The organism is Rhodopseudomonas parapalustris, assembly GCF_053772255.1.
On the sequence record NZ_JAMKBZ010000029.1, the window covers coordinates 11,702 to 28,118 of the forward strand.

Annotated in this window: 16 protein-coding genes and 1 other RNA gene; 11 read left to right on the forward strand and 6 right to left on the reverse strand. The window is 66.6% G+C overall.

Going from position 1 to position 16,417, the window contains the following annotated elements:
- Nucleotides 1–3: 3 nt before the first annotated feature.
- The 8 genes from soxC to M9H71_RS20435 all read left to right on the forward strand — a co-directional run bounded on the left by soxC (nt 4) and on the right by M9H71_RS20435 (nt 7,365).
- The gene (gene soxC, locus M9H71_RS20400; RefSeq protein WP_455406743.1) at nt 4–1,299 is read left to right on the forward strand and encodes a sulfite dehydrogenase; all 1,296 of its coding nucleotides are present in this window, start codon (nt 4–6) and stop codon (nt 1,297–1,299) included.
- Nucleotides 1,283–2,041, forward strand: a complete 759-nt coding sequence (locus M9H71_RS20405) for a c-type cytochrome (RefSeq protein WP_455406744.1) — start codon at nt 1,283–1,285, stop codon at nt 2,039–2,041. Before soxC ends, M9H71_RS20405 begins: the two co-directional genes overlap by 17 nt.
- 208 nt (nt 2,042–2,249) lie before the next feature.
- Nucleotides 2,250–3,362, forward strand: coding sequence for a YeeE/YedE family protein (locus M9H71_RS20410; protein ID WP_455406745.1), 1,113 nt, complete (start codon nt 2,250–2,252; stop codon nt 3,360–3,362).
- Nucleotides 3,363–3,406: 44 nt separating this feature from the next.
- Nucleotides 3,407–3,826: a c-type cytochrome gene (locus M9H71_RS20415; protein WP_455406746.1), complete on the forward strand. Its 420-nt coding sequence runs from the start codon at nt 3,407–3,409 to the stop codon at nt 3,824–3,826.
- Nucleotides 3,827–3,855: 29 nt separating this feature from the next.
- Nucleotides 3,856–5,121, forward strand: coding sequence for an FCSD flavin-binding domain-containing protein (locus M9H71_RS20420; RefSeq protein ID WP_455406747.1), 1,266 nt, complete (start codon nt 3,856–3,858; stop codon nt 5,119–5,121).
- Nucleotides 5,122–5,182: 61 nt separating this feature from the next.
- Nucleotides 5,183–6,451 carry an FCSD flavin-binding domain-containing protein gene (locus M9H71_RS20425; RefSeq protein WP_455406748.1) on the forward strand — a complete coding sequence of 423 codons (1,269 nt, stop codon included), beginning with the start codon at nt 5,183–5,185 and terminating at the stop codon, nt 6,449–6,451.
- Between the two features lie 24 nt (nt 6,452–6,475).
- The gene (locus M9H71_RS20430; RefSeq protein WP_455406749.1) at nt 6,476–6,952 is read left to right on the forward strand and encodes a methyltransferase family protein; all 477 of its coding nucleotides are present in this window, start codon (nt 6,476–6,478) and stop codon (nt 6,950–6,952) included.
- 23 nt (nt 6,953–6,975) lie between these two features.
- The gene (locus M9H71_RS20435; RefSeq protein WP_164604173.1) at nt 6,976–7,365 is read left to right on the forward strand and encodes a rhodanese-like domain-containing protein; all 390 of its coding nucleotides are present in this window, start codon (nt 6,976–6,978) and stop codon (nt 7,363–7,365) included.
- A gap of 94 nt (nt 7,366–7,459) precedes the next feature.
- Here M9H71_RS20435 and M9H71_RS20440 read toward each other — a convergent pair whose 3' ends face one another.
- Nucleotides 7,460–7,987 (reverse strand): recombinase RecQ, encoded by a 528-nt coding sequence (locus tag M9H71_RS20440; RefSeq protein WP_455406750.1) that lies wholly within the window; start codon nt 7,985–7,987, stop codon nt 7,460–7,462.
- 308 nt (nt 7,988–8,295) lie between these two features.
- Entirely contained in the window at nt 8,296–8,760 is a 465-nt protein-coding gene (locus tag M9H71_RS20445) for a hypothetical protein (protein ID WP_455406751.1), read from the reverse strand.
- A 163-nt stretch (nt 8,761–8,923) separates the two neighbouring features.
- Between M9H71_RS20445 and ssrS the strand changes: the two genes are divergently transcribed.
- The 3 genes from ssrS (at nt 8,924) to M9H71_RS20460 (ending at nt 10,591) form a co-directional block, all read left to right on the forward strand.
- Nucleotides 8,924–9,084, forward strand: a non-coding RNA gene (ssrS, locus tag M9H71_RS20450) — 6S RNA.
- An 83-nt stretch (nt 9,085–9,167) separates the two neighbouring features.
- Nucleotides 9,168–9,761: a 5-formyltetrahydrofolate cyclo-ligase gene (locus tag M9H71_RS20455; protein ID WP_455406752.1), complete on the forward strand. Its 594-nt coding sequence runs from the start codon at nt 9,168–9,170 to the stop codon at nt 9,759–9,761.
- A 2-nt stretch (nt 9,762–9,763) separates the two neighbouring features.
- The gene (locus M9H71_RS20460; protein WP_455406753.1) at nt 9,764–10,591 is read left to right on the forward strand and encodes a TIGR00282 family metallophosphoesterase; all 828 of its coding nucleotides are present in this window, start codon (nt 9,764–9,766) and stop codon (nt 10,589–10,591) included.
- A gap of 234 nt (nt 10,592–10,825) precedes the next feature.
- Here M9H71_RS20460 and ppk2 read toward each other — a convergent pair whose 3' ends face one another.
- The 4 genes from ppk2 to M9H71_RS20480 form a co-directional block, all read right to left on the reverse strand.
- Nucleotides 10,826–11,719, reverse strand: a complete 894-nt coding sequence (ppk2, locus tag M9H71_RS20465) for a polyphosphate kinase 2 (RefSeq protein WP_455406787.1) — start codon at nt 11,717–11,719, stop codon at nt 10,826–10,828.
- 398 nt (nt 11,720–12,117) lie between these two features.
- Complete coding sequence (locus M9H71_RS20470) at nt 12,118–13,581, reverse strand: pyridoxal phosphate-dependent decarboxylase family protein (RefSeq protein WP_455406754.1); 1,464 nt, start codon at nt 13,579–13,581, stop codon at nt 12,118–12,120.
- Nucleotides 13,578–14,813 (reverse strand): ATP-grasp domain-containing protein, encoded by a 1,236-nt coding sequence (locus tag M9H71_RS20475; RefSeq protein ID WP_455406755.1) that lies wholly within the window; start codon nt 14,811–14,813, stop codon nt 13,578–13,580. Before M9H71_RS20475 ends, M9H71_RS20470 begins: the two co-directional genes overlap by 4 nt.
- On the reverse strand, nt 14,803–16,401 hold the full coding sequence (locus M9H71_RS20480; protein ID WP_455406756.1) for a hypothetical protein: 1,599 nt from the start codon (nt 16,399–16,401) through the stop codon (nt 14,803–14,805). Before M9H71_RS20480 ends, M9H71_RS20475 begins: the two co-directional genes overlap by 11 nt.
- Between the last annotated feature and the right edge of the window lie 16 nt (nt 16,402–16,417).

Consider the following 16,417-nt stretch of genomic DNA (forward strand, 5'->3'; position numbering starts at 1 on the left):
GGCATGAGTCAGAAGCCCACATCCGACGTCCTCAACCGCCGCCGATTTCTCGGCGCGGCCGGGCTGAGCGCGGCCGGTTTCGCCGGCGCCGGAGCAATGCTGCCGTCGCTCGCGGCCAAGGCCGGCGAGGCGGCCAAGCCCGATCCGGCGATCACCGAGATCCAGGATTGGAATCGGTATCTCGGCGACGGCGTCGACAAGCGGCCCTACGGCGTGCCGTCGAAGTTCGAGAAGGACGTGATCCGCCGCGATGTGTCGTGGCTCACCGCGTCGCCGGAATCCTCGGTGAACTTCACGCCGCTGCACGCGCTCGACGGCATCATCACCCCGTCCGGCGTGTGCTTCGAGCGCCACCATGGCGGTGTCGCGGAGATCGATCCGGCGATGCACCGGCTGATGATCCACGGCCTGGTCGACAAGCCCTTGGTGTTCACCATGGACGACCTCAAGCGGATGCCGCGGGTCAACAAGATCTACTTCCTGGAATGCGCGGCGAATTCCGGCATGGAGTGGCGCGGCGCGCAGCTCAACGGCTGTCAGTTCACCCACGGCATGATCCACAACGTGATGTACACCGGCGTCACGTTGAAGACGCTGCTCGAGCAGGCCGGCGTGAAGCCGAGCGCCAAATGGCTGCTGCTCGAAGGCGCCGACAGCGCCGGGATGGACCGGTCGCTGCCGCTCGAAAAGGCGCTCGACGACGTGATGATCGCCTATGCGATGAACGGCGAAGCGCTGCGCCCGGAGAACGGCTACCCGCTGCGCGCGGTGATCCCCGGCTGGCAGGGCAATCTGTGGGTGAAGTGGCTGCGCCGCATCGAGGTCGGCGACATGCCGTGGCAGACCCGCGAAGAAACCTCGAAGTACACCGACCTGATGCCGGACGGTCGTGCGCGCAAGCATACCTTCGTGATGGACGCCAAGAGCGTGATCACCTCGCCGTCGCCGCAGGCGCCGCTGAAGTTCAAGGGGCGCAACGTACTCACCGGTATCGCCTGGTCCGGCCGTGGCACCGTGAAGCGCGTCGACGTGTCGATGGACGGCGGCCGCAACTGGTACGAAGCGCGGATCGACGGCCCGGTGCTGAACAAATCGATCGTGCGGTTCTACGTCGATTTCGACTGGAACGGCGAAGAGCTGATGCTGCAATCGCGCGCGATCGACGAGACCGGCTACGTGCAGCCGACCAAGGCCGCGCTGCGCAAGATTCGCGGCGTCAACTCGGTCTACCACAACAACGGCATCCAGACCTGGCTCGTGCATCCCGACGGAGTGACTGAAAATGTCGAAATCGCTTAAGGCTCTCGCCGGGCTCGCTGCGGTCGCGGTGCTGGCGTTGCCGCTGGCGCAGGCGACTGCCGAGCACAAGGCCGGTCACAAGGTCTCCAAGGCGAGCGCGAACGTCGCCGTCAAGGAAGCCCAAGCCGCTGTGCCGGCGTGGCCGCAAGCGCCGGCCCAGCTCGGTCTCGGCCGTCCGGCGCTGTCGGAAGAAATCGCCGCCTGGGATATCGACGTGCGTCCCGACGGACAGGGGCTGCCGCCCGGCCACGGCACCGCCAAGGAAGGCGATGCGCTGTTTCAGGAAAAATGCTCGACCTGCCACGGCGAGTTCGGCGAAGGTGTCGGCCGCTATCCGGTGCTGTCCGGCGGCCAGGGCACGCTGAAGGCCGACCGGCCCGACAAGACGATTGGCTCGTACTGGCCGGACGCCACCACGGTGTACGACTACGTCCGCCACGCGATGCCGTTCGGCAACGCGCGCTCGCTGAGCAACGACGAGATCTATGCCTTGACGGCGTATCTGCTCAACATGAACGACGTCATCAAGGATCAGGATTTCGAGCTGAACCAGGACAATCTCGCCAAGGTGAAGATGCCCAACGCCGACGGCTTTTACGAAGACGATCGCGAGACCGCCGAGAAAGCGTTCTGGAACAGGAATCCGTGCATGAAGGACTGTGGTCCGGCGCCGAAGGTGACGGGGCGCGCGATCGCCGTGGATGTCACGCCGGACGAAAAGGCCGGCCCGAAAGTGGATTGATGCGACGGGGCGCGCCGCGACTCCGTTGCGGCGCGCCAAGTAATTGCACGAGCGAAGTGATTCTTAATTAGTTAGGTTGCGCCAGATCAATGTCGATCGGCGCCTGCGGAGGACAATCTGTCGTTCCGCTGCCGCAATTGGAAGATCGAAGACGAGTCGACGCCGCGTTGCAGTTCGATGCGTGCAGCATAGACGAGGAACGCCTGCTTTGGATCTCGACCTTCTCATCGAGCGCTTCGGCGAAACCACGCTGCTGACCGCGGGCGGTCTGCTGGTGGGGCTGGTGTTCGGCGCTGCTGCCGAACGCAGCAAATTCTGCCTGCGCTCGGCGGTGATCGAGTTCTCCGAAAGCTCGTTCGGTCCCCGGCTGGCGGTGTGGTTGCTGACGTTCTCCGCCGCAGTCGCCGCGACGCAGGTCGCGATCACCTCCGGCGTGCTCGACGTCTCCGAAGCACGCCAGCTCGCCGCCACCGGCAGCCTGTCGGGCGCGGTCATCGGCGGGCTGATGTTCGGCGCCGGCATGATCTTGTCGCGCGGCTGCGCCAGCCGCCTGTTGGTGTTGTCCGGCACCGGGAACTTGCGCGCGCTGGTCACCGGGCTGATCCTGACCATCGTGGCGCAAGCGTCGCTGCGCGGGGTGCTGTCGCCGGCGCGCGAATTTCTCACCTCGCTGTGGACGCTGCCGGGCGGTGCGTCGCGCAATCTGCTCAGTGTCATGCACGCCGGCCCGGTGATCGGCGCCGGCTTCGGCCTTGCGGTGTTGGCGTGGGCGCTGTGGCTCGGTTGGCGGAACCGGATCGGCATCGTCACCGGGGTCGCTGCGATCGGCGTCGGTCTCGCGGTCACCGCCGGCTGGCTGGTCACCTACATTCTGGCGCAGCATTCGTTCGAGCCGACCCAGATCAAGAGCGTCAGCTTCACCGGGCCGTCGGCCGACACGCTGATGGGGCTGATCAACTCGCCCTCGGTGCCGCTCGGCTTCGATATCGGGCTGGTGCCGGGCGTGTTCGCCGGCTCGCTGCTCGCTGCGCTGATCGGCCGCGATTGGAAGCTGCAGGGATTTCATGACGGTCTCAGCATGGGGCGCTACGCATCGGGTGCGTTCCTGATGGGGTTCGGCGGCATGCTGGCGGGCGGCTGCGCGGTCGGCGCTGGTGTCACCGGCGGCGCGATCTTCGCAGTGACGGCCTGGCTGGCACTGGCGTCGATGTGGCTCGGCGCGCTGGCGACGCATACGCTGCTGGACGCGAAAGCGGACGTTCAGGTGGACGCGGTTCCGGCGATCGAGCCGGCTCTTTCGGCGAAACAGACCGGCAACTAAGCCGGCACGCCCAATACGACTGTCTTTGTCTCGGGAGGATGACGATGGCCGTGCCCGGCCGATATTTCGACCGTCCGCATTGCGCCCTGTTTTCGGCGGCGCAGATCATCGCCGCATGGCGCCCCGTGCGGACCGCGGCGACGATATTGCTCGCTTGCGCGATCGCTGCGCCGGCGCTTGCCGGCGGCGATCGCGAGCTCGGCGAGTATCTGTCGAGCGAATGCGTCACCTGCCATCAGATCAGCGGACGGTTCGACGGCATCCCGTCGATCGTGGGCCGCGAAGAGAACGAGCTGGTCGCCGCGCTCACCGAATATCGCGACAAGGTTCGCGACAATCCGGTGATGCGGGCGATCGCCGCCAAGTTCAATGACGAAGAGATCGCCGCGCTCGCGAGCTACTTCGGCAGCATCGAAAAACAACAAATCGAGCGCACCGCGGACCGGAGTGGAGACGCCCGGTAATCGATCAGAGCAGAATTGGAGGGGACGATATGACAATCAATCGACGCCAGTTTTCGGCTGGCTTGCTTTTCGCGACCGGTGCGGTCGCGATGCCGGGTGTGGGGCGTGCGCAGGCCAAGCCGCGCGTGGTGGTGATCGGCGGCGGTCCCGGCGGCGCTACCGTGGCCAAATACGTCGCGCGGGATTCGCAAGGCGCGGTCGAAGTGACCATGATCGAGCCGCTCGAGACCTTCATCACCTGCTTTCACTCCAACCTGTATCTCGGCGACATGCGTTCGTTCGACTCGATCAGTCACGGCTACAAGCTCGGCGGCTACGGCGTGAAGCACGTCCGCCAGTTCGCCGCGGCGATCGATCGTGACAAGAAAGAGGTCAAGCTCGCCGACGGCTCGTCCGTGCCCTACGACCGGCTGGTGATGGCGCCCGGCATCGACATCAAGTTCGACTCGGTGCCCGGCTATTCGGAAGCCGCCGCCGAGATCATGCCGCACGGCTGGAAGCCGGGTGCACAGACCAAGCTGGTCAAGCAGCAGCTCGACGCGCTGCAGGACGGCGCGACCATCGTGATGGTGGCGCCGCCGAATCCATATCGCTGCCCGCCGGGCCCTTACGAGCGCGTCTCTGTGATGGCCAAGGTGCTGAAGGCCAAGGGCCACACCAAGTCCAAGATCATCGTGCTCGATCCGAAGGAGAAGTTCTCCAAGATGGCGCTGTTCCAGGAGGGCTGGCAGAAGCACTATCCCGGCATGGTCGAGTGGATGGATCCGAAGATGCACGGCGGCATCAAGGGTGTCGATCCCAAGGCGATGACCGTCACCACCGATTTCGAGACCATCAAGGCCGATATGGTCAACGTCATCCCGGCGCAGATGGCGGGCAAGATCGCTCGCGAGGCCGGCCTCGTGAACGAAACCGGCTATTGCCCGATCGACGCCGCCAACATGAAGTCGGCGATCGATCCCAACATCTACGTGCTCGGCGACGCCGCGATCGCCGGCGCGATGCCGAAATCGGCATTCGCCGCCAACAGCCAGGCCAAGGTTGTGGCCAATGCGGTGCGCGGCGAACTGACCGGATCGCGCACCTTCCCGGCGCGTTATGCCAACACCTGCTGGTCGGTGCTGGCGCAGGACGATACGGTGAAGGTCGGTGGTCGCTACGAGCCGAAGGACGGCAAGATCGCGGAGATCGAAGGGTTCGTGTCGAAGACCGGCGAGGATTCCGGGCTCCGGCTGCAGACCTCGGAAGAAAACATGGGATGGTATGCCGGCATCACTGCCAACGTCTTCTCCTGACGTCATTGCGGGCCGGCGCCCCGTGCGCGTCGGCCCGCGCCCGAACGAGCGGAGCGACTGAGTGTCCAAGCCGAATCTGATCAGCCGCCGCGGCGTGATCCGCACCGCCGCGGCGGCGACTGCGCTGTTCGCCTGCCCGGCGATCGCCAAGGCCAAACCGCGCGTGGTGGTGGTCGGCGGCGGCGCCGGTGGCGCCACGGCGGCGAAATATCTGCGTCACGGCAATGATGCGATCGAGGTGACGCTGGTCGAGGCCAATCGCCACTACGTGACGCCATTCACATCGAACCTGTATCTCGGCGGGCTGAAGCCGTTCGAGAGCCTGACCTTTGGCTATGAGGGCGTCGCCGGCCACGGCGTCGGCTTGGTGTTCGATCAGGTATCGGCGATCGATCGCGACAAAAGAGAAGTTCGCACCGCCGGCGGCGCGCGGCTCGGCTACGACCGGCTGGCTCTGTCGCCGGGCATCGATTTTCGCTGGGACGCGGTCCCGGGCTATTCCGAAGCGGCTGCCGACCGGATGCCGCACGGCTATCGCGGCGGCGCGCAGTTCGAACTCTTGAAGCGTCAGCTCGATGCGCTCGGCGACAGCGCGCTGATCGTGATCATCGCGCCGCCCAATCCGTATCGCTGCCCGCCCGCGCCCTACGAGCGCGCCTCGATGATGGCTTACGCCCTCAAGAGCCGCGGCGTGAAGAACGCCCGCATCGTGATCCTCGACGCCAAGGATCACTTCGCGATGCAGACGCTTTTCATCGACGGCTGGGAGCGGCACTACCCCGGCATGATCGAGTGGCAGGACCCGACCATCCACGGCGGCATCAAGGCGGTCGATCCCAAGGCGATGACCGTCACCACCGATTTCGAAACCCACAAGGCCGCGATGGTCAACGTCATCCCGCCACAGATCGCCGGGAGGCTCGCCCGCGACGCCGGCCTTGCCGATTCGAGCGGGTTCTGCCCGGTCGATGCCGGCACCATGGCGTCGCTGATCGATCCGTCGATCCATGTGATCGGCGATTCGGCCGGCGGCGAGTTTCCGAAGTCCGGCTTCTCCGCCAACAACGAGGGCAAGATCGCCGCGATGATCATCCGCGCCGATCTGATCGGCGACCGCCGGATGCCGGTGCGCTTCACCAACCATTGCTGGAGCGACATCGCGCCCGACGACGCGATCAAGAACGGCGCACGCTACGCCCCGCAGGACGGCAAGATCGTGATGTCCGATCCCTATACCTCGCAGCTCGACGAAAGCCCGCAGCTTCGCGCCAAGCAGGCGCGCGAGGCGGCCGGCTGGTATATCGGCATGACCACCGATATATTCGGTTGATCGAATGTCCGACGACGAGTTGCAATGACAGGTTACGAGGGCGCCCGCCCGAACAAATGGCCGTGGCCGCCGATGCTGCTGGCGATCGCGGCGCTGGCCGCGATCGGACTCGGCATGGTGCTGCCGGTGCCGCTGCCCCGCAACGACGCGGTGGTGTGGATCGGCTATCTGATCGCGGTGCTCGGTTTCGCACTCGACGGCTGGGCGATCCTGACGATGCGGGCCGCTCGCACCAACATCCTGCCGCACCGCGCCGCCGATCGGCTGGTGACCGGGGGACCGTTCCGGTACAGCCGCAACCCGATCTATCTCGCCAACACGCTGCTGTTGATCGGAATCGGCCTGGCCGCCGGCAACGGCTGGTTCATTCCGTTTGCGTTGCTGACGGCGGTGCTCGTCGACCGACTGGCGATCCGCCGCGAGGAGCGGCATTTGGCGATTCGTTTCGGCAACGCCTGGATCGACTATGCGGCATCGACGCCGCGCTGGCTGATCCGCTGAGCCCTTCACCACAGGAGATTGCGATGACAACGTTGAAGCAGATGATGGAAGCCGCCAACGCCGCGGTGCCGCGGGTGAGCGTCGACGACGCGCGCCAGCTGATCGAGCAGGGCGCGCTGGTGGTCGACGTCCGCGACGCGCCGGAGGTCGGCAACACCGGCAAGGTCGCCGGTGCCGTCAACATCTCGCGCGGCATGCTGGAATTCCGCGCCGATCCGGATTCACCGTTCCACGACAAGCACCTCGCCAAGGATCGCCCTGTGATCGTGTACTGCGCCTCCGGCGGCCGCTCGGCGCTGGCCGGCAAGGTGCTGAAGGATCTCGGCTACGAAAAAGTGTTCAACCTCGGCGCCTTCAAAGACTGGGCCGAGGCCGGCGGCGCTGTCGAACAGCCGATCGAACGCGGCATGTAGTATCAGCGGCGGAGCAATCCAGCGCGGTGCGAGACGCTGGATTGCTTTGCTTCGCTCGCAATGACGCTGAGCTGGCAGCGCCCGCCCCTCAGCGTTATTTCGTTTTTGCCGTCTTCGCGGTCTTGGCTTTTGATGTCGTCGCCGCGGACTTTGTGGTCTGCGCCTTTGCTGTCTTTTTCGTCGACGTCTTTGACTTCGGAGCTTTGGTCTTTGCGGCCTTGGCTTTTGAAGTCTTTGCTTTGGAAGCCTTCGCCTTTGAAGTCGTTGGTTTCGAAGTTTTGGCCTTTGAAGCCTTGGCCTTGCTGGCCGGCGACTTGGTCGCGGCCTTCTTTGCCCCCGACGCAACACCAGCCTTCGCGGCCTTGCGGCTGCTCGGCGCCGGCTTCGCCAGCGGCTTGGTGAATTCGGTGAGGCCGGCGCGCGCGGCGGCTTTCGTCACCGTGGCCTTGACCGGGCCGGCCACCAGCCGGCGCACCGCCCGCTTGGCTGCGACCTTGGTGATCTCGACCGCGCCGTCGACCATCAGGTCGATCAGATTGTCGACCAGCGGCATCTGCTTCTTGGCCCGCTTTGGTGCTGCCTTGGCTTTGGTATCAGGCTCTCGCTTGGTCTCGTCGTTCACCGCAATCCTCCTAACTCGACTTGTCGTTGCTATCCGGCAATGATGATTCTGCCCGGAACGATACGGCGTGGCCGCCCTTGTCCTGCTCAGCAGAGGGTCCCGCAGATGACGGTTGATAGCCTCACTTGGTTCCAAATCGCCGCGCGCTTGCTGATACTCGTCGTCTTGGTGTTGGTGGTCGCGACATTTGCCGCGCAAGTGCTGCGCCGGATCGGTGGCCTGTTCGGCCGCCGTCCGCGAATCGTTACGGTGCGACCGCCGCGTCGGCCGCTGCGGTGAGCGGACGAGTTCTCACTTGGTCAGAAACTTCACTTGGTCAGAAATTTCCAAGCCACCACGATCGCGCACAGCGCTATGAAGATCAGCCAGGCCGGCAACTGGCGGCGGGGAGCGCTCGTCGGAGCCGGGCGGGCGCCGCGATCGGCGGTCCGGGTCACCTTCGGCTTTTGCGGCTTCTTGAACCGGACCACGTTGTCGACCGCCGCGTCGCCGTGGTCGGCCGGCGGCGGGGTGCGCGGCTCGGGCTCCGGGGCCTCGCCGGTGCCGCCCATGTCGCTGTAGTAAGCCTGATAGGTCTCGCGTACCGCAATCGCTTTGGATTCGATCTCGGTCATCCGGTCGAGCCGTTCGCGATAGCCGTTCAGCACCTTCTGGGCATTCTCCGGCAGGGTATCGAAGCTGCCGAGTTTGGCCATCATCAGCCAGGTCGCGAAATCGGCTTCGGCCCTGGTGCGGGCTCGGCGGGCGATGATGGTGCTGGACTTCGAGGCCATGGCGATCCGGGTTGAACGTCCGACAGCAGTCGCCGGATTTGATGGCGATCGTGGGACAGTTCTTGATAGCCGAAACGGTTGTCCACGTCAGGTGGTTCGTCGCCGCGGCGAATTCCGCCGCCGCGGGCTGGCGAACCGGCGGTATGATCGCTACATTGGCGAGGCGAAGCTGCGGGATGCGTCAGGAGCCATATATCCCCGGGGCCTTATCGATCCTTTCGGGAACTGTCCCTGGCCGGGTCCGTGGACCCGGTCATATGGTGCCCACCTACTTTCGTAGGGAACTCCGGGATCGAGTGCTTCAACGGTCTCCGCGGCCTCGCACTTTCACCTTTCCGTCCGGCTGGTCGCTGGACTGACGGTCGTCCGAGCTTCATCCGCGCCTCCCGGCCGCCTATAACCCGCCGATGTCCGAGCTTCCCGCCGCCTCCAGCGATGCCAAGACCGCGCTGCGCGCGGCGGCTTTGGCGCGCCGTTCCGCTCTCAGCGAGGACGACCGCCGCGCCGCCGCAGCGGCGGTTGCCGCGCGCGGGCTGCCGGTGCCGCTGCCGGACGGCGCGGTGGTCGCCGGCTATGCGCCGATTCGCGGCGAGCTCGATCCGTTTCCGTTGATGGGGGCGCTCGCCGCCCGCGGGGCGCGGCTGGCGCTGCCGGTGGTGACGCGGCAGGGTACGCCGCTCACGTTCCGCGCCTGGCGCGACGGCGATGCTTTGCAGCGTAGCGCGCTCGGCATTCGCGAACCGTCGCCGGACGCACCGGACGTGACGCCCGACATCGTTCTGGTGCCGCTCGCCGCGTTCGATCGGAGCGGCCATCGCATCGGATATGGCGCCGGACACTACGATTGCACGCTGGACTATCTGCGGGCGCGGGGGGCGGTTGTGGCGATCGGCCTTGCTTTCGCGATGCAGCAAATCCCCGCCGTGCCGGCCGACGCCCACGACGTGGTGCTCGATTATGTGTTAACGGAGCAAGGTCCGCTCACCTTCCGGAGTCGATAGTTTTGCGCATTTTGTTCATCGGCGACGTGGTCGGAAAGTCCGGCCGCACCGCAATCGCCGACCATCTGCCGGGTCTGATCCGCGACTGGCAGCTCGATTGCACCATCGTCAATGGTGAGAATGCCGCCGGCGGTTTCGGCATCACCGAGGCGATCTACAACGACTTCATCGACGCCGGCGCCGACGCGGTGACGCTCGGCAACCACGCCTGGAATCAGAAGGAGGCGCTGGTGTTCATCGAGCGCGCGCCGCGTCTGGTCCGCCCGATCAATTTTCCGCGGCACACCCCAGGTCGCGGTACCGCGCTGATCGAGACCCGCAAGGGCGCGCGTGTGCTGGTGATCAATGCGATGGGCCGGGTGTTCATGGAGCCGTTGAACGATCCGTTCGCGGCGATCGGGCGCGAGCTCGAAGCCTGTCCGCTGCGCGACGCCGCCGATGCCATCGTGCTCGATTTCCATGGCGAGGCGTCGAGCGAGAAGCAGGGCATGGGCCATTTCTGCGACGGCCGCGTCAGCCTCGTGGTCGGCACCCATACGCACGTCCCGACTGCCGATCATCAGATCCTGCCGAACGGCACCGGCTACATGACCGACGCTGGCATGACCGGCGACTACGATTCGGTGATCGGCATGCACAAGGACGAGCCGGTGCATCGCTTTCTCACCGGCATCCCGCAGGGCCGGTTCGAACCGGCCAACGGCGACGCCACCCTGAGCGGGGTCGCGGTGGAAACCGACGATTCGACCGGCCTCGCGGTGAAGATCGCCCCCGTCCGCGTCGGCGGCCGGCTGGAGCCCGCCAAGCCGGCGTTCTGGACCGCGAACTAACAACCTTTCCACCGTCATTCCGGGGCGCTCACAAAGTGAGCGAACCCGGAATCTCGATCTGATAAAGATCTTCTCCGGGGTCATTCCGGACTTGCGCGCGCCGCGCGCAAGTCCGGAAACCATACTCCTTGGACTCGCGGCAGAACTCTGCGCATCTCGGGTCGCGCCTCACCGTCCACGCAGTGAGTATGGATTCCGGGCTCGCCGCTGCGCCTCGGAATGACGACAGAAAGCTCAATACCTTTCCGGCACGTACATCTCCGCCGGGATCGGCGTGCGGTGATAGTCGGGGTGGTGGATCCGCGGCGGCAGCACCACCGGGCTGTAGGGCACTTCCTCGTAGGGAATTTGATCGAGCAGGTGCGCGATGCAGTTGAGCCGCGCCTTCTTCTTGTCGACAGCCTGGACGACGTGCCAAGGCGCTTCGGCGATGCTGGTGCGCTCCAGCATCTCTTCCTTGGCCTTGGTGTAGTGCTCCCAGCGCGCCCGCGACTGCACGTCCATCGGGCTCAGCTTCCACTGCTTGAGGGGATCGTTGATGCGCATCTTGAAGCGCAGCTGCTGCTCGTCGTCCGTGATCGAGAACCAGTATTTGATCAGCACGATGCCCGAACGCACCAGCATCCGTTCGAACTCCGGCACCGAGCGAAAGAACTCTTCGACCTCGGCCTCGGTGCAGAACCCCATCACCCGCTCGACGCCGGCGCGGTTGTACCAGCTCCGATCGAACAGCACGATCTCGCCCGCGGCCGGCAGATGCGACACGTAGCGCTGGAAGTACCATTGGCTGCGCTCGCGCACGCTCGGCGCCGGCAGCGCCGCGACCCGGCAGATCCGCGGATTGAGCCGCTGGGTGATGCGCTTGATGACGCCGCCCTTGCCGGCGGAGTCGCGGCCCTCGAAGATCACCACGACCTTGAGGCCCTGATGCTGCACCCAGCTCTGCAGCTTCACCAGCTCGCCCTGCAGCCGGAACAGTTCCTTGAAATACACCCGGCGATCGACGGTGTCGGCCGGCGAGTGGCCGGCGAATTCGTTGGTCAGGGCATCGAGCCGATCGTCGTCGATCTCGAGTTCGAGCTCTTCGTCGAAGCCGTCGAGCATCTCGGCCTCGATCCGCTGCCGCATCGATAGCTGCTGGGCCAATTCGGCGGACGTCTCGGCCGGCTTCGCGGCTTTCTTGACGGCTTTTTTGACTGATTTCTTGGGAGACGTCTTGGCAGTCTTCGGCGCAGGCTTGCGGGGCATCGGGTTCTCCGGACAGGGTGCGCCGGAAAATGCCGCTGCGTGTTTGTCACGCGTATGACGGTGACCAAGGTGCGATGATTTGGCACGTGTGCGTGGTCACCGCGCTTACCGCGAATCGCGGCGCGCTCCCTCTCCCGCTTGCGGGAGAGGGCTGGGGTGAGGGCGACCCAGGCAGTGAGGCTGCGATTCGCTGAGAGGAGGGCCCTCACCCGCCGCGCTTCGCGCGCCGACCTCTCCCGCAAGCGGGAGAGGTTACGCTGGGCGCGCGGCGAGGGTGATCAGCCCGCCCGGACGTTGCCGAATTTCAGCACGGCGTCGACCATCCGGTCGACATCCGCGCGTGTGGTCCGGTGATTGACGATCGCGGCGCGGATCGCGAGCTTGCCGTCGATCGTCGTGGAAGACGGCGCGGCGATCCCTGACTCGTGGATGTCCGCGACGATCTCGGCGTTCAGCGCGTCGGTATCGTTCCCGTCCGGTGCGCGATAGCGGAAGCAGACGATGTTCAGCGTCACCGGCGCCAGTATTTCGAGCTGCGGCTCGCGCTGCACGCGGGTTTCGAGATGGCGGGCGATCGCGCAGGTCTCGGCGATCATCGCGCCCATGCGGTCGGCGCCGAAGGTCTTCAGCGTGAACCAGGTTTTCAGCGCGCGAAAACCCCGCGATAGGTCGGGGCCGTAGTCGCACGGCCACGGCGAGCCGCCGGCGAGGCCGCGGGTCTCGCGGCGCAAGTAAGCGGCCGGCGCCGCAAACGTGTCGCGGTGCTGCTCGCCGTCGCGCACGATCAGGAAGCCGGCGTCGTAATTGACCTGGCCCCATTTGTGGAAATCCAGCGCGATCGAATCCGCCTCCGACAGGCCCTTGAGCTTCGGCGCGATCTCGTTCGACAACATGCCGAGCGAGCCGTAGGCGCCGTCGACGTGAAACCACAGCCCTTCGTCGCGGCACAGTTCTGCCAGGGCGGCGAGATCGTCGATCGCGCCGACGTCGACGGTGCCGGCCGAGCCGGTCACCAGGAACGGCTGACAGCCGGCGGCGCGGTCCTCCGCGATCCGCCGCTTCAGCGCGGCCAGATCGATGCGGTGATCGTGATCGAACGGAATCCGCCGCAGCGCGCCGCGGCCGAGCCCGGCGAGATCGGCGGCCTGCACCACGCAGCCGTGCGCGGCTGCGGAGGCGTAGGCGGTGAGCCGTTCGCCCTGCAGGCCGCCTTCGCGGACCTGCGGACCGACCGCAGCGGTGCGCGCCACCAACAGCGCCATGAAGTTGGCCATCGACGAGCCGGTGACGAATACGCCGCTGGCGGTTTGCGGAAAGCCGAACAGTTCGCGCAGCCAGCGTGCGATCTGGCGCTCGACCTCGATGCCGATGTGATCGCGTCCGCCGCAATTGGCGTTGAGGCCGGCCGCCAGCATCTCGGCCAGCATGCCGACCGCGGTGCCGCCGCCATGCACCCAGCCCATGAAACCGGGATGGACGTTGCCGGTGGCGTAGGGCGCGATGTCCTCGGTAAAGCGGCGATAGACCTCCGGCAGCGGCGTGCCCCCGCGCGGCAGTGGCTCGGCGAAGCCGGCGCGCACCGCCGGCGGAATCGGCTGCCACACCGGCCGGTCGCGGACGCCGGCGATGTAGTCGAGCATGTCGTCGAGCATGTGGTGCGCGTCGGCGCGCAGCGCGTCCCAATCGTCGGGATCGAGGCTGGTTGCGCCGGCATTCGCGCCGGCGCGGATCGCGTCGCTCACGCGACGCTCGTCAGGCGGGATTCGACCCGGCGCTCCAGCATCGACGCGAACGCGTCGAAGATCTTGTGCATCTGCGGCGGCTTGTAGGGGTAGAGCTCCGGGCTGTCCATGTCGTGCACCACCGAGGTGTTGTCGATCTCGAAAACCAAGAGATCGCCGCTCGGCATCTGGGCGCAGTCGATGGTGAAGTAATCGAGCCCGATCCGCTCGATCATGCCTTCGAGCGCGGTCTTGTGGCGCAGCGCGAAGCCGAAATCGAAGGTGTGGAAGAATGCCGCTTCCTCCAGCCGCTTGACCTCGTCCTCGGCCATGCCGGCATTGAGGTACCAGATGTCCCAGCGGTCCGCGATCGCCATGTGGCAGGCATAGGGTTTGCCGTCGACCACCACCACGCGATACTTGCGGAACTGGCCGTCCTCGCTGGCGTAATCGACGTAACGGGCGATGAAGTAATCGCTCTCCTGGCGGTCGCGCAGATAATCCAGCAGCGCGACGCTGTCGGCGATCCGGGCGAGGCCGAAGCCGGCGTGCGAGCCGCGCGGCCGCGCGATGATCGGGAAGTCGAGGCCGCTGGCGACCTCGGGCAGCGCCGCCGAGCCGTTGGCGGCGGCCATCAGCGCGTCGCGCCCGACCGGGACGGTGGCGGGAATCGCCAGCCCCTCGACGTCGCCGATCAGCCGGTACAGCTTGTCGCGATCGAGATGCCGGATCAGATGCGGCGGGTTGAGCAGCGGCGCCGGCCAGTCGGCCGCGCGCGCCTCGATCGCGGCCAGCGCCGCGCGACATTCGTCGGAGTCGGAGGCGATCACGATCGCGACGTCGTGCTCCGGCAGCGGATCGGGCAGCGGGATGCCGTCGAGCACGTACAGCGTCAGCAGCTCAATTCCGGAGTCCTGCAGCAGGAATTCGATCGGGGTGTTGCCGCCCATGTCGATGTCGGCGGCGAGCGCCAGCACGCGGAGTCGCGGATGCTCACTGGCGCAAGGCGAACGGAACAGTTGCTGCTGCTTCAGCGTCTCGGTCTGCACCGACAGCCCGGCCTGCTTGTGGCCGAACAACTGCGTGATCAGCGCGAGGTCGAGCTGTTCGCCGGCGGTCGCGGTGCGGGTGTCGACCTTGGTCATCAGCGCCTGCCACAGCGGGTACAGGTTCTCGCCGTCGAAAGCGCGCTTGGTCAGGCGGGCGAAGCCGATCCGCTCGGCGGCGACCGGCTGGGAGGTCTCAGTGGACATGGCGCTCCTTGGCGGCATTGTTGTCGGGGAACAGGGAGGGCTGTCGCAGCAGCGTTTCGAGCGTGGTCAGCGCGCTCGCCGCATCGGTGAGAATGCGGTCCAGCGCGGCAGGATCGGCATGAGCGTCGACGATATGCCCAGCGCTGATACACAGCCGCAGGGCGGCCGCCGCGTCGTCGCCGCGCCCGCCCCAGCCGACCGGCTGGCCGAGTAGGCACGGGGCATGGCCCTCGGTGCCGTGCGCGAGTGCGCGGTGCAGGGTGCGGCACGCGGCCAGCGACAGCGCGTCGCCGCCGTGGTGCAGCGTGAAGGCGAAGATCGTGGGCCACGCGAATTCGTCGGCGTTGGCGGCGCGCGATTGCGGCGGCAACAGCCGCGCCGACGGCGAGGCAGCGATCAGGCCGGCGAAGCCGTCACCGAGCCTGCGAATGATATCGCGGCGGAGCGGAACGGGTACGGCCGCATAGGCGCGGATCTCTTCGAGCGCGGCCTCCCAGCGCAGCCACTCGCCAAAATTCGGCTGAGTCGGGAATTGCGCGCGCAAGGCGTGCCAGCGCAGCGGCCAGTCGCTGCGGCAGAGATAGGCGGCCAGACCCGGTGCCAGTCGCGGCAATGCGCCGATTGGGCCCACGAGCTGCGGCGGCACCAGCACGGCGCCGCTGAAGGCGGGGCCGCCGAAGAACTTCGAGCCGGTCAGCAGCACCATGAAGCCGCGGTCGAGATAGCTGGCGAGCCGCCGGCTGCCGAGCCGTGCCTGGCAGGCATCGATCACGATCTGCACCCGGCCCGGCCAACGCGCGGCGATCTCGTCGAGGCAGCGGTCGCCCGGCGCCGCATAGCCCAGCTTGGAGCAGTCCATCGCTTCCAGCATCACCCGGGCGCCCTGCGCCACCGCGGACTCGACCACCTCGAGCGTTTCTGCGTCGAGCGCCGAGGGCGAGCGCCATCGGTCGCCTGCATCGCGCAGCCGCAGCTTGACGCTGTGCACTGGGCCGAGCCCGGCGATCGGTGCGCCGCGCGTGGCGGCGACGCCGCAGGCGCTGCGCGCTGCGAAATGCTGGCCGTGCGCGGTGAAGGCTGTGCCAGTGCCGGTCTGATCCGCGCCGACCACGACCGTGACGAGGTCGTCGCCGAGCAGCGCACGGGTCAGTCCCAACGCCACCAATTGCGCGTCGGTGCCCGACGATGTGAACACGATCTCCGTGCCGGACTGCGGTACGCCAAGCAGCGCCTTGAGTTCGTCGCGCATCGCCTCGATCCGGGCGTCGAAGCACTCGACCAGCCCGTGCAGCATCGCCGACGACATCAGCGCATCGCGTGCGCGTTTGACCGCCTCGTAGCCGCGCGGCGAAATCGTGCTGGCGGTGCAGGAGGCGAAGCTGGGGATTTCGGGGGCGGGACTGGGGCTGCAACCATAGGCGTTGCAGCCGGTCGCGGGGTCGATGTCGATCCGGGTGTCGCCGCCGCAGGCCAGCAGCAGATCGAGCGGGGCGAACAATTCGCGCAGCGGCGATTGCGGCTTGTCGGCTGGGGCGCTCGGCGGCAGGCGCTCGGCCGCCGGGCGGATGAGACTTCCGGGATGGGCCATCGCTCGTTCACCTCGC